General features: G+C 67.9%; 13 protein-coding genes. 8 read left to right on the top strand and 5 right to left on the bottom strand.

Annotated elements, in window-relative coordinates; translation table 11 throughout:
• Positions 1-294: 294 nt before the first annotated feature.
• The 3 genes from uvrC to pgsA all read left to right on the top strand — a co-directional run bounded on the left by uvrC (position 295) and on the right by pgsA (position 3624).
• A complete protein-coding gene (gene uvrC, locus Q0053_RS00515; RefSeq protein ID WP_298094629.1) occupies positions 295-2184 on the top strand; it encodes an excinuclease ABC subunit UvrC in 1890 nt (629 codons plus the stop codon).
• A 105-nt stretch (positions 2185-2289) separates the two neighbouring features.
• Positions 2290-2916, top strand: coding sequence for a carbonic anhydrase (locus tag Q0053_RS00520; protein ID WP_298094519.1), 627 nt, complete (start codon positions 2290-2292; stop codon positions 2914-2916).
• A 72-nt stretch (positions 2917-2988) separates the two neighbouring features.
• The gene (pgsA, locus tag Q0053_RS00525) at positions 2989-3624 is read left to right on the top strand and encodes a CDP-diacylglycerol--glycerol-3-phosphate 3-phosphatidyltransferase (protein ID WP_298094522.1); all 636 of its coding nucleotides are present in this window, start codon (positions 2989-2991) and stop codon (positions 3622-3624) included.
• 141 nt (positions 3625-3765) lie between these two features.
• Here pgsA and Q0053_RS00530 read toward each other — a convergent pair whose 3' ends face one another.
• Together Q0053_RS00530 and Q0053_RS00535 are read right to left on the bottom strand one after the other, a co-directional pair.
• On the bottom strand, positions 3766-5829 hold the full coding sequence (locus tag Q0053_RS00530) for a S46 family peptidase (protein ID WP_298094524.1): 2064 nt from the start codon (positions 5827-5829) through the stop codon (positions 3766-3768).
• Between the two features lie 194 nt (positions 5830-6023).
• Positions 6024-8090: a S46 family peptidase gene (locus Q0053_RS00535; RefSeq protein ID WP_367276665.1), complete on the bottom strand. Its 2067-nt coding sequence runs from the start codon at positions 8088-8090 to the stop codon at positions 6024-6026.
• 199 nt (positions 8091-8289) lie between these two features.
• Between Q0053_RS00535 and Q0053_RS00540 the strand changes: the two genes are divergently transcribed.
• From Q0053_RS00540 to Q0053_RS00550, 3 genes are read left to right on the top strand one after another with little or no spacing between them, the layout of a single operon-like run.
• Entirely contained in the window at positions 8290-9462 is a 1173-nt protein-coding gene (locus Q0053_RS00540; protein WP_298094529.1) for an ABC transporter permease, read from the top strand.
• Positions 9459-10214 (top strand): ABC transporter ATP-binding protein, encoded by a 756-nt coding sequence (locus tag Q0053_RS00545; protein ID WP_298094532.1) that lies wholly within the window; start codon positions 9459-9461, stop codon positions 10212-10214. Before Q0053_RS00540 ends, Q0053_RS00545 begins: the two co-directional genes overlap by 4 nt.
• Before the next feature lie 20 nt (positions 10215-10234).
• Positions 10235-11251: an HlyD family efflux transporter periplasmic adaptor subunit gene (locus Q0053_RS00550; protein ID WP_298094535.1), complete on the top strand. Its 1017-nt coding sequence runs from the start codon at positions 10235-10237 to the stop codon at positions 11249-11251.
• A gap of 154 nt (positions 11252-11405) precedes the next feature.
• On the opposite strand, the gene Q0053_RS00555 is transcribed toward Q0053_RS00550, so the two are convergent.
• Positions 11406-12203 carry a crotonase/enoyl-CoA hydratase family protein gene (locus tag Q0053_RS00555; protein ID WP_298094539.1) on the bottom strand — a complete coding sequence of 266 codons (798 nt, stop codon included), beginning with the start codon at positions 12201-12203 and terminating at the stop codon, positions 11406-11408.
• An 81-nt stretch (positions 12204-12284) separates the two neighbouring features.
• Positions 12285-12440 carry a hypothetical protein gene (locus Q0053_RS00560; RefSeq protein WP_298094542.1) on the bottom strand — a complete coding sequence of 52 codons (156 nt, stop codon included), beginning with the start codon at positions 12438-12440 and terminating at the stop codon, positions 12285-12287.
• 153 nt (positions 12441-12593) lie between these two features.
• Between Q0053_RS00560 and Q0053_RS00565 the strand changes: the two genes are divergently transcribed.
• Positions 12594-12794 carry a DUF1289 domain-containing protein gene (locus tag Q0053_RS00565; RefSeq protein WP_298094544.1) on the top strand — a complete coding sequence of 67 codons (201 nt, stop codon included), beginning with the start codon at positions 12594-12596 and terminating at the stop codon, positions 12792-12794.
• A 222-nt stretch (positions 12795-13016) separates the two neighbouring features.
• The gene (locus tag Q0053_RS00570) at positions 13017-13526 is read left to right on the top strand and encodes a TIGR02281 family clan AA aspartic protease (RefSeq protein ID WP_298094545.1); all 510 of its coding nucleotides are present in this window, start codon (positions 13017-13019) and stop codon (positions 13524-13526) included.
• 122 nt (positions 13527-13648) lie between these two features.
• Here the strand turns inward: Q0053_RS00570 and Q0053_RS00575 are convergent, their stop codons facing one another.
• Positions 13649-14473, bottom strand: a complete 825-nt coding sequence (locus Q0053_RS00575) for a sulfite exporter TauE/SafE family protein (RefSeq protein WP_298094548.1) — start codon at positions 14471-14473, stop codon at positions 13649-13651.
• Between the last annotated feature and the right edge of the window lie 29 nt (positions 14474-14502).

The raw sequence follows: 14502 nt of genomic DNA on the forward strand, positions 1-14502 counted from the left end.
CACGCCTTGTCATCCCGGACACCGCGCAGCGGTGATCCGGGACGCCCGGTACATGGACACCTTCCTCCCGGAAGCGGCGACAGCCGCTATCCGGGAGACAGGTCGGGACACACTGCGGCGGCAACCCTTCTCCCGGACAATCGCGTTGCGATTTCCGGGAGGGCCCGGAGGATGAGGGCACGCCGTCCCGGCTCTTCCCCCGGCTTTCGCCGGGGTTCGGCCGGGATCACAAATCCTCCGCAGATGGCCCGCCCGCCTTCGCGACCGGGATGAGACGCGCCTATATTGATCTGGATGACCGAGGAGCTGATTCCCGCAGAGCCGACACTTCAGGCCGCCGACCTGATCCGCGACGAGGCGCGCCGCGCCCCGGACAAGCCGGGCGTCTACCGCATGTATGGCGAGGACGGGACCTGCCTCTATGTCGGCAAGGCGAAGTCGATCAAAAAGCGCATCCTGCAATATGCCCAGGGCCGGTTCCACACCCAGCGCATCGGCCTGATGGTCTCCCTGACCCGGTCGATGGAGCTGGTCATCACCGCCTCCGAGACCGAGGCCCTGCTGCTCGAATCCAGCTTCATCAAACAGCTGAAGCCGCGCTTCAACGTCGTGCTGCGCGACGACAAATCCTTTGCCGAACTGATGATCCGCAAGGACCACCGCGCGCCCCAGGTCCGCAAGCACCGCGGGGCCCACACCACGCCCGGCGACTATTTCGGCCCCTTCGCCTCGACCTGGGCGGTGAACCGGACCCTGAACACCCTGCAGAAGGCATTCCTGCTGCGGTCGTGCTCCGACAGCGTCTATGAAAGCCGCACCCGGCCCTGCATGCTGCACCAGATCAAGCGCTGCTCGGCCCCCTGTACCGGCCTGATCTCGCTCGAGGACTATGCCGGCCTGGTCGATGAGGCCTCGGCCTTTCTGAAGGGCAAGTCGCGCGCCGTGATCGCCCGCCTGTCCGACGAGATGAGCGCCGCCGCCGAGGCCATGGACTATGAACAGGCCGCCCGCGTCCGCGACCGCATCCGCGCCCTGTCGGCCATCTCCATGGAAAACTCCGTCAGCGCCGACGGCGTGGCCGAGGCCGATGTCTTCGCCCTGTTCAGCGAGGGCGGCCAGGCCTGTGTCCAGGTCTTCTTCTATCGCGGCGGCCAGAACTGGGGCGGCCGGGCCTATTTCCCGCGCGTCGACCGAACGGACACCGATCCCGAAATCCTCGCCGCCTTCCTCGGCCAATTCTATGAGGACAGGCCGGTTCCGCGCCTGATCCTGTCCAACGTCCGGCCGCATGAGCTGGAACTGCTGGAAGAGGCCTTCTCCATGAAAGTCGCCAATGAAAAAGGGGGCCGCAAGGTCGAGATCGCCCGGCCCCTGCGCGGCGACAAGGCCGCCCTCGTCGACCACGCCCTGACCAATGCCCGCGAGGCCCTGGGCCGCAAGATGGCGGAGGGGTCGGCCCAGGGCAAAATCCTCGATGAGGTCTGCGAGGCCTTCGGCCTCGACAGCCGGCCCGAGCGGATCGAAATCTATGACAATGCCCACATCCAGGGCACCAATGCCGTCGGCGGCATGGTCGTGGCCGGGCCCGAGGGCTTCCAGAAGTCGCAGTACCGCAAGTTCAACATCCGCGGCGAGGACCTGACCCCCGGCGACGACTACGGCATGATGCGCGAGGTCATGCGCCGCCGCTTCGGTCGTCTGGTGAAGGACGAGGATGCGGGGGAAGAGGTGGTCCGCCCCGACCTGCTGCTGATCGACGGCGGCGCGGGCCAGCTGGCCGAGGTGCTGGCCGTGCTGGCCGATCTGGGGCTGGACGATATCCTCGCGGTCGGCGTGGCCAAGGGGCCGGATCGCGATGCCGGCAAGGAGCATTTCTTCATGCCGGGCCGGCCGCCCTTCATGCTGCCGCTCAAGTCGCCGGCCCTGTATTACATCCAGCGCCTGCGCGACGAGGCCCACCGCTTCGCCAACGGGGCCCACGCCCGGCGGCGCTCGATGGACATCAAGCGCAATCCGCTCGACGAGATCGAGGGCGTCGGCCCCGGCCGCAAGAAGGCCCTGCTCCACGCCTTCGGCTCGGCCAAGGGCGTCGGCCGCGCGTCCGTGGCTGATCTGATGAAGGTCGACGGCATCAACCAGCCGCTGGCGGAACGGATCTACGGGTTTTTCCGTCCCTCTTCCTGACGATACATCTGCGGAAGAGCGGCACCGGACACCGGACCGTCAAGTCGGCCTGTCTGCCGCGCAGTCCCTCTCCCCAGCGGCGACGGGAATGCCTATACCGACCCCATGCCCCAACATTCCCGCGTCGCCCTGCTCTCCGGTTATCGCCGCTTTCGCGACAGCCACTGGCCCGAGGCCAAGGCCCAGTACGAGGCGCTCGCCGCTGACGGTCAGAGGCCCCACACCCTCGTCGTCGCCTGCTCGGACAGCCGTGCCGACCCGGCCCTGATCTTCGACGCCGCCCCCGGCCAGCTGTTCGTTGTCCGCAACGTCGCCAATCTGGTCCCGCCCTATGAGCCCGACGGCCTCCTGCACGGCGTCTCGGCGGCGCTGGAATTCGGGGTCAAGGTGCTCAACGTCCGGCGCATCATGGTCATGGGCCATGCCCGCTGCGGCGGGGTCGCCGCCATGCTCAGCGGGGCTCCGGCGGACTGCCAGGACTTTGTCGCGCCCTGGGTGCAGCAGGGGGCGCCGGTCGTTCGCCGCGTCTGTGAGGCCTGCCCGCCCGAAGAGGTCGAACAGGTTGCGGAAGAGGCGGTGGTTCGCCTGTCGCTGCAGAACCTGCGCACCTTTCCATGGATCGCCGAGCGCGAGGCCGCGGGCACCCTGGCCCTCAGCGGGCTTCATTTCGGCATCGCCGACGGGGTCCTGCGGTCCCTGGAGGGTCCTGGCCGGTTCGAGGTCATGGAATAGGTCCGCGAGACCGGACGGCTCGCTTCGGGGCGCGAAGCGTGGCAGATCGCTCCTGAGGTATCGGAGCGCCCCATGACCCCCAATCCCCACGCCAACCCCATTCCCAACATCCTCACCGGCCTGCGGCTGGTCGCCGGGGTGATCATGTTCCTGATCCTGGCGGGGGCGGCGCCCCAGGGCGTTCCCTTCATGTCCGACTATCTGAGCCCGGACGACCAGTTCCGGTTCGGGCGCACGGCCTTCATCATCTACATCGTCGCGGCCTCGACCGACTGGGTCGACGGCTTCCTCGCCCGGCGCTGGCATTCGACCACCCGCTGGGGCGCCATCCTGGATCCGATCGCCGACAAGGTGCTGATCACCGGGGCCATCCTCGGCGTCCTGGCCTGGGGGGCCCTGCCGCAGATCGCCATCCCCTGCGGCCTGATCATGTTCCGCGAGTTCGCCGTCTCGGCCCTGCGCGAGACCGTCGCCGGCAAGGTCAAACTGCCCGTCACCCTGCTGGCCAAATGGAAGACGGTCCTGCAGATCGTGGCCCTCGGGGCCCTGCAACTGGTGCTGCTGTGGGACGGCTTCGGCCTGCCGCTGGAATGGCAGCCCCATTTCCAGACCTTCGCCTACGTCCTGATCTGGATCGCCGCCATCGTCACCGTCTGGACCGGCTGGCAGTATTTCTCCAAGGCCCGGCAGAAGATGAGCCAGATCTAGGGCTTAGGGCTTAGGGCTTAGGGCGTAGGTCTTAGGTCTTAGGTCTTAGGCTTTGGGGATTGGGTTGTGGCACCTGCTACCGCCCTAAGCCCTAAGCCCTAAGCCCCAAGCCCCAAGCCCCAAGCCCCAAGCCCCAAGCCCTCACCGAACCCCCAACTCCCGCACCAGCCCGTCCATCCCGTACACATCCCGCAGCGCGACCGTCACCGCCCCGGTGGTCACGATCACCGAGCGGTTGACGTTGATGTCATAGCCATAGGCATTGCGCTGGGTCAGGACGGTGGAGTCGAAATTGGCCCCCACGATCTCGCCCGCCGCATTGACCACCGGCGAGCCGGACGAGCCGCCGATGGTGTCGGACGACACCGCCATGTTCAGCACCGTATCGCCGTCGATCCGCTCGCGCGCGGACAGCAGCTTCGGAGCCACATCGAACGGGGCCGAGCCCGTGGCCCGGTCCCACAGGCCGTCGAAGGTGGTGAAGGGGCCGAACCGCTGACCGGGCACGTCCGTGCCCTCGATCCGGCCATAGGTCAGCCGCAGGGTGCCGGTCGCATCCGGATAGACGGCGTCGCCATAGGCCGCGAACCGCGCGGCGGCGAGGCGTTCTGAGGCGCGATCGGTCGGCGCCTGCACGCGCGCTTCCCAGTCCGAACGGACGGCGCGGCTGTTGTCCTGCATGGCCCGGGCGAACACGATCATCGGATCGGTCGAGGCCAGGATAGCGTCCATGCCGCCCTCCCACAGGGCCCGCCGCACGGCCGGGTCGCCCAGCGTCGTGCCCGCGGTCAGCCGCACCGACTTGGCCTCCGGCGACTCCGGACCCAGCAGGACGCGCACGCGCGGATCGTCGACCGTCAGCCATTCCCGGGTCTTGGACAGCCACCATTCCATCCGGACCTGATCCAGCGCCGGATAGACCGGTCGTTCGGCGAACAGGCCGGACTGGACGGCGGCCAGCCGGCTGTCAGCGAACTCGGGCAGGCGCTCGGCCGACGGTTTCGCCCGCTCCTGCGCCCCGCGCACCAGCGTCCGGGCCCAGCTGAACAGCTGCGAGCCGCCGCCGGCCTGGGTCTCGAGCATCGCATAGGCCGGATAGAGTTCGCGCTGGAGCGGCTGCACCGCCGCCAGATCGGCCCAGGGATTGCCGACACGCGCGGTCAGGGCTGCGTCGGCCGCCACGCGCCGCCGGAAGTCCGCCTCGCCCTCGGCCCGCCTTGCCATAAAGGCCGGATCGACCAGGGCCCGCATCCGCCCCAGACCGCGCTTGTAGGTGTTCTCCAGGCCCACGATCGGGTCCATGGCGATGAAGGCGTTCTCCTCGCTCTCGGCCGCGAACCGGATCAGCCGCCCGCGCAGCTCCGACGCCAGCAGCTGGTCCATCGGCAGGACCACGTCGCGGATGGTGAACAGCTGGTCCTGGGTCAGCAGCCGCTGGGTCGCGCCCGGGCTGCCCGAGACGAACACCGGCGTGCCCTCGACCGGCTGCGAGGCGTTCCACTTGAAATGGGTCGGCGTCGCGGCCGGGGCGTCATTCTCGTACAGGCGGATGAAGGCCGCATCGATGGCGAAGCGGGGGAAGCTGAAATTGTCCAGATCGCCGCCGAAGGTCGCGGCCCGGTCTTCCGGGGCCCAGGCCAGCCGCACATCGGTGTAGCGTTTGTAGGTATAGAGTTTGAACTGGCCGCCCCGGTACAGGCTGACCACCTGACAGCGCCGGGCCGCGTCACCGGCACAGGTCTCCTGCTCGATCCGGCCCGCCTCGGCGTCGCGCGCGCGGGTAAAGGCCTGGCCTTCCAGCCCGGCACCCGCCGCACGCATGCGTTCGGTGACGTCCGAGATGTCGGTCAGGATCTCCGCCGTCCCGCCCGGACATTTGCGCTCTTCCTCGCGGGTCCGCGGGGTAAAGCCGGTCTCGGCATAGTTGACCGCCTGGGTCGACAGATTGGCCACACAGGTGGCGACGCAGTGGTTGTTGGTCATCACCAGCCCCTCGGCCGAGACGATTCCCGCCGAACAGCCCGCAAACCGCACCGAGCTCAACCGCACCCGGTCCAGCCACGCCTGGTCGATGTTCGTCCCCAGGGTGGCGTTGGCCCGGGCGATGGGGAAGTTGTCGAAGGTCCACATGCCTTCCTCCGCCTTCGCCGAAGAACCGGCGGCGAGGGTCAGCAGGGCAGCGGCGAGGGCAGGGGTGAGGCGCATGTTCTTGTCTCCTCCCCATCGCCCGCGATGGGGAGGGGGACCACGAAGTGGTGGAGGGGTCGACGCTCGCGCGCTGACCCCTCCGATTGGCTCAGGATTTCAGGCTAACGCACGAAGCGCGGATGAGGAACCAGCCCCTCCACCACTTCGTGGTCCCCCTCCCCATTGGCTTCGCCAACAGGGAGGAGACAGGACTATTCCACCCCCAGCTCTTCCAGCAGGTTCGGGCTCGGATAGATGTTGCGCAGTGCCTCGGTGATCGCTGCCGTCGACACCGATACCGTCCGGTTCAGCGTGCCGTCATAGCCATAGGCACCGCCCAGCGAGTGTATGTTGCCGTCGAAGGCCGCACCGATGACCTCGCCGGCGGCGTTGATCACGGGCGAGCCCGAGTTGCCGCCGATGATGTCGTTGGTCGAGGAGAAATTATAGACCGTCCCCGTGTTGACCCGGCTCTGGTTGTCGAGGAAGGCCTGGGCCGCATTGAACGGCTCGGCACCCGTCGCCCGCTCATACAGGCCGCCCATATAGGTGAAGGCCGGCACGGTGACGCCGCGATAGCTCCAGCCCTCGACCCGGCCATAGGACAGGCGCAGGCTGAAGGTCGCGTCCGGATACTGGTTGGTGCCATAGACCGCGAACCGGGCCTGGGCGACCTTTTCGGCCGCGCGGGCGGTCGGTGCGTTGACCTCGGCTGACCAGCGCGCGCTGATCGCCGCGGCGGCGGCGTCATTGGCGATGATGAAGGCCAGCAGGGGATCGGCGGCGGCCATCTGTTCCGTGGTCATGGCGGCGGCCTCGGCGCGGAAGGCGGCGTCACCCATCCGGGTCGTCGAGATCAGCCGGTCGGCCAGGGCCTCGGGGCTTTCGCGGCCCAGCAGGGCCTTCACGTCGGGATGGTCGACCGTCAGATATTCGCGGGTCTTGGACAGCCAGTAGCGCAGACGGATTTCCTCCATCTCCATGGCGATCGGCGTCTCGGTCCCGACGGCGGCGATCATGCGCGCGCGCTGCGCCTCGGTCATCGCCGGGTTCTTCGACGCCCGCACCATGGCGCGGGCCATCTGGTACAGGGTCGAACCGCCGCCGGCGGCCTGGTCCAGCTGGCGGGCCGGCAGGAACAGCTCACGCGCCGTCGCCTGCACCCGCTCCAGGTCCGCCCAGGGGTCACCGATCCGCTGCACCAGGGCCGGGTCGGCGGCCACACGGGCGCGCAGCTCGGTCTCGGCGTCACGCCGCGCGCCGAGGAAGGCCGGGTCCAGCAGGGCCTGATGCTGGCCGTACTGCGCCTTGAAGCTGTTCTCGAGGCCGAAGATCGGGTCGAACGACAGCCGCTTGGCTTCATCGCCGGTCAGCGAATACTCCAGCAGGCGGCCGCGCAGTTCCGAGTTCTGGATCAGCGTCAGCGGCAGCTGCTGGTCGCGCAGCCGCTCCAGCTGGCTCATCGTCAGCAGGCGCGAAGTCGAGCCGGGGTTGCCGGCGACGAAGACGGGGTCGCCTTCCGCCGGGGCGTTCGGGTTCCAGCGCAGGAAGCCGGGGCTCTCGACCGGACGGCCGTCCTCATAGGCGCGCAGGAAGCCGGCATCGAGGGCGTAGCGCGGGAAGTTGAAATTGTCCGGGTCCCCACCGAAGAAGGCCGCCTGGTTCTCGGGGGCGAACACCAGCCGGACGTCGTCATAGCGGCGGAATTTGTACAGGGCGTAGCGGCCGCCCCGGTAGAAGCTGATGACCTGACAGTTGAATTTCGGATCACCGGCGCAGGCCTCGGTCTGGATCGCATTGGTCTCGGCGGTGCGGGCCGCATTGAAGGCCGCGCCCTCAAGCCCGGCGCCGGCCGCCAGCACCCGGTCGGTCACATCGACGATGTCGACCAGAACCTCGGCGGTCTGGCCCGGGCAGCGCTTCTCTTCCTCGCGGTTGGCCGTCAGGAAGCCGTTCTTCACATAGTCCTGCTCGGGCGAGGACAGCTCCTGCACGCAGCCGACGACACAGTGCCAGTTGGTCAGGATCAGGCCCTGATCCGAAACGAACGAGGCCGAGCAGCCCTGGATGCGGACGGCGGCGTTGCGGACCCGGTCCAGCCAGGCCTGGTCGATCCGGGTGCCGTATTTGTCGTTCACCGTCTGGATCGGGAAATTGTCGAACGTCCACATGCCCTCATCGGCGCGGGCGGTGGAGGGCGTGGCCATCACGGCCAGAAAGCCGGCGACGGCGGCGATCGAGGCGGTCGCCGACACGGCGGCGCGGAGCGAGCGAAGCATCATTCTGCGAATTCTCCCGGGGGTGTCGGCGGGGGTCGCCGATCGTTGCTCCCTGCATAGACACGATGAATGGTTTTCGTCCATCGCGACGCTTCCGGTCTTACAAATCCGTAACGGTGATCGCCTTAACCCGATTTAACTTGGCCCCGCTGCCTTGCATCGTCAGATAGCGGTCAACGTCAGGGGTCTTTCCGTTTCCATGTCGCTTGCACTTTCAACCCTCCTCTATGAGTGGCGGCGCTATATGGCCGCCGTCATGGCCCTGGCCCTGTCGGGTCTGCTCGTGCTCGCCATGACCGGTGTCTTCATCGGCATCGGCAAGGGGTTCACCGCGACGATCGAGCGGTCCAGCGCCGACATCATCATCATGCAGCCCGGTGCGACCAGCCTGATGGGCGGCCCCTCGGGCGTGCCGCGCCGCTTCATTCCCCTGGCCTACCGCAATCCGCAGGTGGTCGAGGTCCAGCCGCTCGACGGTGCCGGCGGCTCCTTCCAGTCGGTCAAGAACGTCGACCCGACCATGTCCCAGGCCGAGCGGGCCCGGCAGGGTGCGCCGAAGCAGGAATTCGTCCAGGCCAGCATCATCGACACCACCCCGGGCGCGGTCACCATTCCGACGGACTATTCCGACGAACTGGTCGACGCCCTGCGTCAGCCTTACACCGTGGCGATCGATGAAACGGCCCTGACCAAACTGGGCGTCAAGCTCGGCGACAAGGCCCTGTACAACGGCCAGACGGTGACCGTGGTCGGCGTGACCCGCGGCTATCCCAATATGATGCAGGCCAATATCGTCATGTCGCGGGACACCTTGCGGATGCTCGGTCAGGCCGACACCGGTCCGCGCGTCGGCCCCCTGATGATCAAGCTGCGCGACCCGACCCAGGCCGATACCGTCGCGGCCCAGCTGAACGCCCTCGGTGACGGCCAGTGGAAGGCCTGGACGCGTCAGGAGCTGGCCGACGCCAATGCCGGCGCCATGTTCGAGGAAGGCATTCTCGTCATCATCATCGGCGGCTGTGTGGTGCTGGGCACCATCATCGGCGTGGCCATCACCTGGCAGACCCTGCGCGGCGCCATCATGGCCAATATCAAGGAGTTCGCCTCGCTGCGGGCCCTCGGTGTCGGCATGGGGTCGCTGAACCGGATCGTCATGGAGCTCAGCTTCTGGGTCGGCCTCGTCGGCGTGGCCGCCGCCATCGGCCTGACCTTTCTGGTGCAGATGTTTGCCGCCGCCAATGCGGTGATCATCGCCCTGCCGCCGGTCCTGCTGATCATCGTCGGCGGCGGACTGGTGGCCATCGCCATCATGTCCGGGGCGCTGTCGCTCGGCATCCTCAAGAACAGCCAGCCTGCGGATCTTCTGCGATGACCGCTCATACCAAGGCGCACGGAAAGCACGGCGACTTCGCCATCGAGGCCAAGGGGCTGGTCAAGCGGTTCAAGTCCGGCAAATCCTTTATCGAGGTGCTGAAGGGCGTAGACTTCGACGCCCGCCACGGCGACCTGACCATGGTCATGGGCCCGTCCGGCTCCGGCAAGTCGACCCTGATCGCCGCCCTGTCCGGCCTGTTGCGCCCGGAGGAGGGCCGGGTCGACACCCTCGATGTCGATGACCTCTGGAAGCTCTCGTCGGGCAAGATCGACAAATTCCGCCTCGACCACTGCGGCTTCATCTTCCAGGGCTTCAACCTCTTCCCGGCCCTGACCGCCCTGCAACAGGTCGAGGTGGTGCTGAAATTCCAGGGCCTGTCCAAGGGCGACGCCAAACGTCAGGCGACGGCGACCCTCAAGGAAGTCGGCCTCGGCAACCGCCTCAACCAGCGGCCTTCGGCCCTGTCCGGCGGTGAGAAGCAGCGCGTCGCCATCGCCCGCTGCCTGGCCAAGAACCCGCAGATCCTGTTTGCCGACGAACCGACCTCCGCCCTCGACGGCGAGAACGGCCAGATCGTGATCCGCCTGCTGCGCCGCGCCGCCACCGAACACGGCGCTGCGGTCATCTGCGTGACCCACGATCCCCGCCTCGAGGAATGGGCCGACCGCGTCATCAAGATCGAAGACGGCATCATCATCTCCGATGAACGCCGGACCCCCAATCCCGACGCCACGCTCGCGTCGCACTGAACCGCCTCAGGAACTCCGTCATGCCCGCCTTCCTCAAGAACAAATGGCTCTGGATCGGCCTGGTGCTGATCGCCGCCATCGTCGTCGGCTTCAACTATATGCAGAGCGCCGACAAGGCGAAGAAGGCCGAGGCAGAGAAGACTGAGGCCAATCGGGTCGAGAGCCCCTATGCGGCCATCGCCAACGGCAAGGTCGATGTCGAGGGCGGCATCATCCAGATTGCGGCCCGCCGCGGCGGCGTTGTGCGTGAGGTGCTGGTGCAGGAAGGCGACCGTGTCGTCGCCGGCCAGATCCTCGCCCGCCAGGAAGACGATGAGCCCCGTCTGGCCCTGCAGAGCGCCAATGCCGACGTCGCCCAGGCCGAAAGCCAGCTGCGTCTGATCCAGGTCGAGATCCGCACCGCCCAGCGCGAGCACGACCGTCTCGCCCGCCTGGTCGAGTCCAACTTCGTCGCCGGCTCGCGCATGGATCAGGCCCGCGACGCCATCGCCACGGCCCAGGCCCGGCTCGCCTCCCAGCAGGCGTCTGTCCAGACCGCCCGCGCCCGTCGCGACCAGGCCGCCTACAATGTCGAGCTCACGGTCATCCGCGCGCCCCAGTCGGGCCGGATCGTGCGCCGCTACGCCAACCCCGGTGCCGGTGCCTCGACCCTGAACGTGTCCAACATGTTCGACCTCGAGCCTGACGCGCCCCGGATTGCCCGCGCCGAGATCGTCGAGAGCGACATTCCGAACATCAGTACCGGCCAGGCCGTCGAGATCACCCCCGAGGGCGATCCGACCAAGGTCTATGTCGGTGCCGTCCTGCGCCGCGCCGCGGTCTTCGGCGCCCGGAAACTGGCCTCGGATGACCCGTCTCAGCGCTCGGACGAGCGGGTGGTCGAGGTCGTCGTCAGCGCAGGCGACGCCCCGCTCCTGATCGGCCAGCGCGTACTGGTGAAATTCATGAAGCCCGGCGAAACCGCCGGCGCCCCCCGCCCGGCCTCGACCGGTGTCCCCGCCGCCCGCGCCATGCAGGCTCCGGCCCAGGCGGGGTAAGGCTGGGACGGGGGCTTAGGGCTTAGGGCTTAGGGCTTAGGGATTAGGGATTAGGGATTAGGGATTAGGGATTAGGGAGGAGTGGATCGGGCCGTAAACACAGCCCCGCTCGCTTCCCCTAAGCCCTAATCCCTAAGCCCTAATCCCTCACCCCTCACGTCCCCCCAAACACCGCCCCCCGCTTCTCCAGCGCCGCCGTCACCCCCTCCAGATGGTCGTCGGTCAGGTGCGCCAGCGCCTGCATCGAGGCGGTCATCTCCAGGATCTGGTCGAAGGTCGCATCGCGGCCCTGACGCAGCAGGGCCTTGGTCATGCGCAGGGCCCGGGGCGCGCGGGAGGCGACGTCCGCCGCGATCTCCATCGCCTCAGCCATCAGCCGCTCCGGCGCGACCACCCGGCTGACCAGCCCCCACTCCATCGCCGTCTTCGCGTCCAGCACCCGCGCGGTGAACAGCATTTCGGCAGCCCGCGCATAGCCGATGTTGCGCGGCATCAGCCAGGCCCCGCCGTCCCCAGGCAAAATGCCCAGCTTCAGGAAGGGCACGCCGAAACTGGCCGTGTCCGAGGCGATGCGGATGTCCGCCAGTCCCGCGATGTCACAACCCAGCCCCATGGCCGGGCCGTTCACCGCCGCGATCAGCGGCACCTCCAGCCCGTACAGCGACCGCACGATCCGGTGCACCACACGCCGGTAACCCTCCCGGATCTCGGCACCCGATCCCGCGAACAGGTCGCGCCGGTCCTTCATCGCCCTGAGATCGCCACCGGCCGAGAAGGCCCGCCCGGCGCCGGTCAGCACCACGCAGCGCACGCCCTGGTCCGCATTCACCGCCTCACAGGCCGCCGCAAAGGCCTCGCCGTCCCCGAGGTCGGGCAGGGCATTGAGCCGGTCGGGCCGGTCCAGGGTCCAGAGTTCGATGTGGTCGCGGCGGTCTCGGCGGATCAGGGTCATGCGCCCGATGTGCCGCACACCGCGTCTCGCCGCAATGTCAGCAGTCCCGACTCCGGAGCCGGATTCCGGACGGCCTTTGATCTAGTCGCGCTTGCGAAGCCTGATGGGCACGAAATTCGACGGGTGGCTGACCACGCGGTCGCCGGCCCCGTGGCCGTTCTTGGTATTCACCAGCATCCCGCCCAGCAGGGCAAAGGACATCATGGCATGCTGCAGGTTGCGGTCTCGATCTTTCATCGGGCGTCTCCTTTCGCGTTGGCGATGAAAAGAGACACGTCGTGCTTTTCGGGAGTCTCACCGTCATAGTCGTTTCGCGTCATGGTCAAGCTAACGCAGGGACGCCGGAATTGCAACTTATTTTAATCCGTCACCAGAGCATATTTCGCATCCATGTCATCAAGTGAAGCCCTGACCCCCCAGGATCCGCCTCGCGGCATCGCCACCCCGTGCATCAAGGTCTGCATCGTCGACGGTGCCACAAGCCTCTGCCTCGGCTGCAAGCGCACCCTGTCCGAGATCGGCGGCTGGGGCGGTTTCACCGATGCGGAACGCGCCGCGATCATGGCGGCGCTGCCCGCGCGCGCGGGGTGATTGGTGGCTATTGATTGGTGGTTCGCAGTGGCGGGCACCGGAGACGTCCGGCTGCAGCCGGCATTCGATCCAGCAACCACTAATCACTAACCACTAGTCACTAGCCACTCATCACTCGCCACCCCCTTAACCCCCCGCAAACCATCCCCATTCACCGCATCCCAACCGCCGTATGCGACAGGACAGGTGCCGCAGAAGCGGCGTGTTCACGACGGACTGCGCATGCGTTTCGATGTTTCCTCAGCGGGAATCATGGCCCTGGCCGTGGCCTCGGCCCTGACCACCGCCTGGTGGCTGAACCATGCCGGCGCGCGCGGGCAGGCTTTTGCCGCCACGCCCGCAGCCGTCCATGCCCCGGCCCACGGCGCGACGGCCCGGGTGCTGAAGGCCGCCGACGGTCACTACTGGGCCGACGCCCTGATTGACGGCAAGGCCGTGCGGGTCATGGTCGACACCGGCGCCAGCGTCGTGATCCTGACCCCGGCCGACGCTGCCCGTCTCGGCCTGCGGCTCAAGGCCGACGACTTTTCCGGCTCGCTCATCACCGCCTCGGGCCCCGTCCGTGCCGCGCGTGTCGCCCTCGAAACGGTCGCCGTCGCCGGCACCCGCGTGGACCGGGTCGAGGCCCTGGTCGTCGAACGTGGCCTGCCGCACAGCCTGCTCGGCATGAGCTACCTCGGCCGCCTGTCATCCTTCAGCGCGACGCCGTCGGAAATCACGCTGCGACCGTGAGGGATGACCAGCGGTTGGTGGTGAGTGATGAGTGATTGCAGCTTCGCTGGCGGCGGAAGGGCGGCGCGGTCCGGGCTATCCCGCAGGTGGTGGCCAGCCACTAGCCACTAGCCACTAGCCACTCAGACCGCCTTCCCCACCACCGCCGCCGCCGTCACCAGCAGCCAGACCGCGAACGCTCGCCTCAGCACTGCCCGGTCCAGCGCGTGCGCCAGCTTCGCCCCCCAGGGGGCCACCGCCGTGGTCAGCACCGCCATCAGCAAGGCCCCGGGCACATTGACATAGCCCAGTGACAGCGGTGGCCGTCCACCGGCGTCCCAGCCGAACACCACAAATCCCAGCGTCGCTGCCGTCCCTATGGCCAGGCCGAAGCCCGAAGCGGTGGCCACCGCCTGATGGATCGGCCGTCCGCACAGGCTCATCATCATGCCGCCGAAACTGCCGCCACCGATCCCCATCATGGCCGACAGCCCGCCGATCACCGTGCCCGTCACCCGCCGTCCCCAGCCTGTCGGCAGGTCCCGCCTGAGCGTCACGCCCTCGGGCAACAGCCCCATCTGGGCCGCCACGACCAGCAGACACAGGCCATAGACAATGGCCAGGCCCTGCATCGAGGTGAACCCGGCCACCCCCGCCCCCACCAACGCCCCCGCCGCCACCCAGGGCGTCCAGGTCTTCAGCACGCCCTCATCGACCGCCCCGTGCGCCCGATGCGCGCGCAGGGACCGCCAGGAGGTTGCGACGATGGTCAGCAGGGAGGTCCCGATCGCCGTATGCAGATTTCCCTCACCCCCGACGCCGAGCCCCTCGAAGGCATAGAAGACCGCCGGCACGATCACTGTTCCGCCGCCGACCCCGAACAGTCCGGCCACCAGCCCGCCCACCAGTCCGGCCGCCGTCAGGGCCAGCAGGAGCAGGAGCAGGTCGGGGAGGGGGAGTGCGGTCATGGGCGCGGCCTGTCCGTGATCAGAAGCCG

Origin of the sequence: Brevundimonas sp., from assembly GCF_027487935.1 — a bacterium.
Lineage (GTDB): Bacteria > Pseudomonadota > Alphaproteobacteria > Caulobacterales > Caulobacteraceae > Brevundimonas.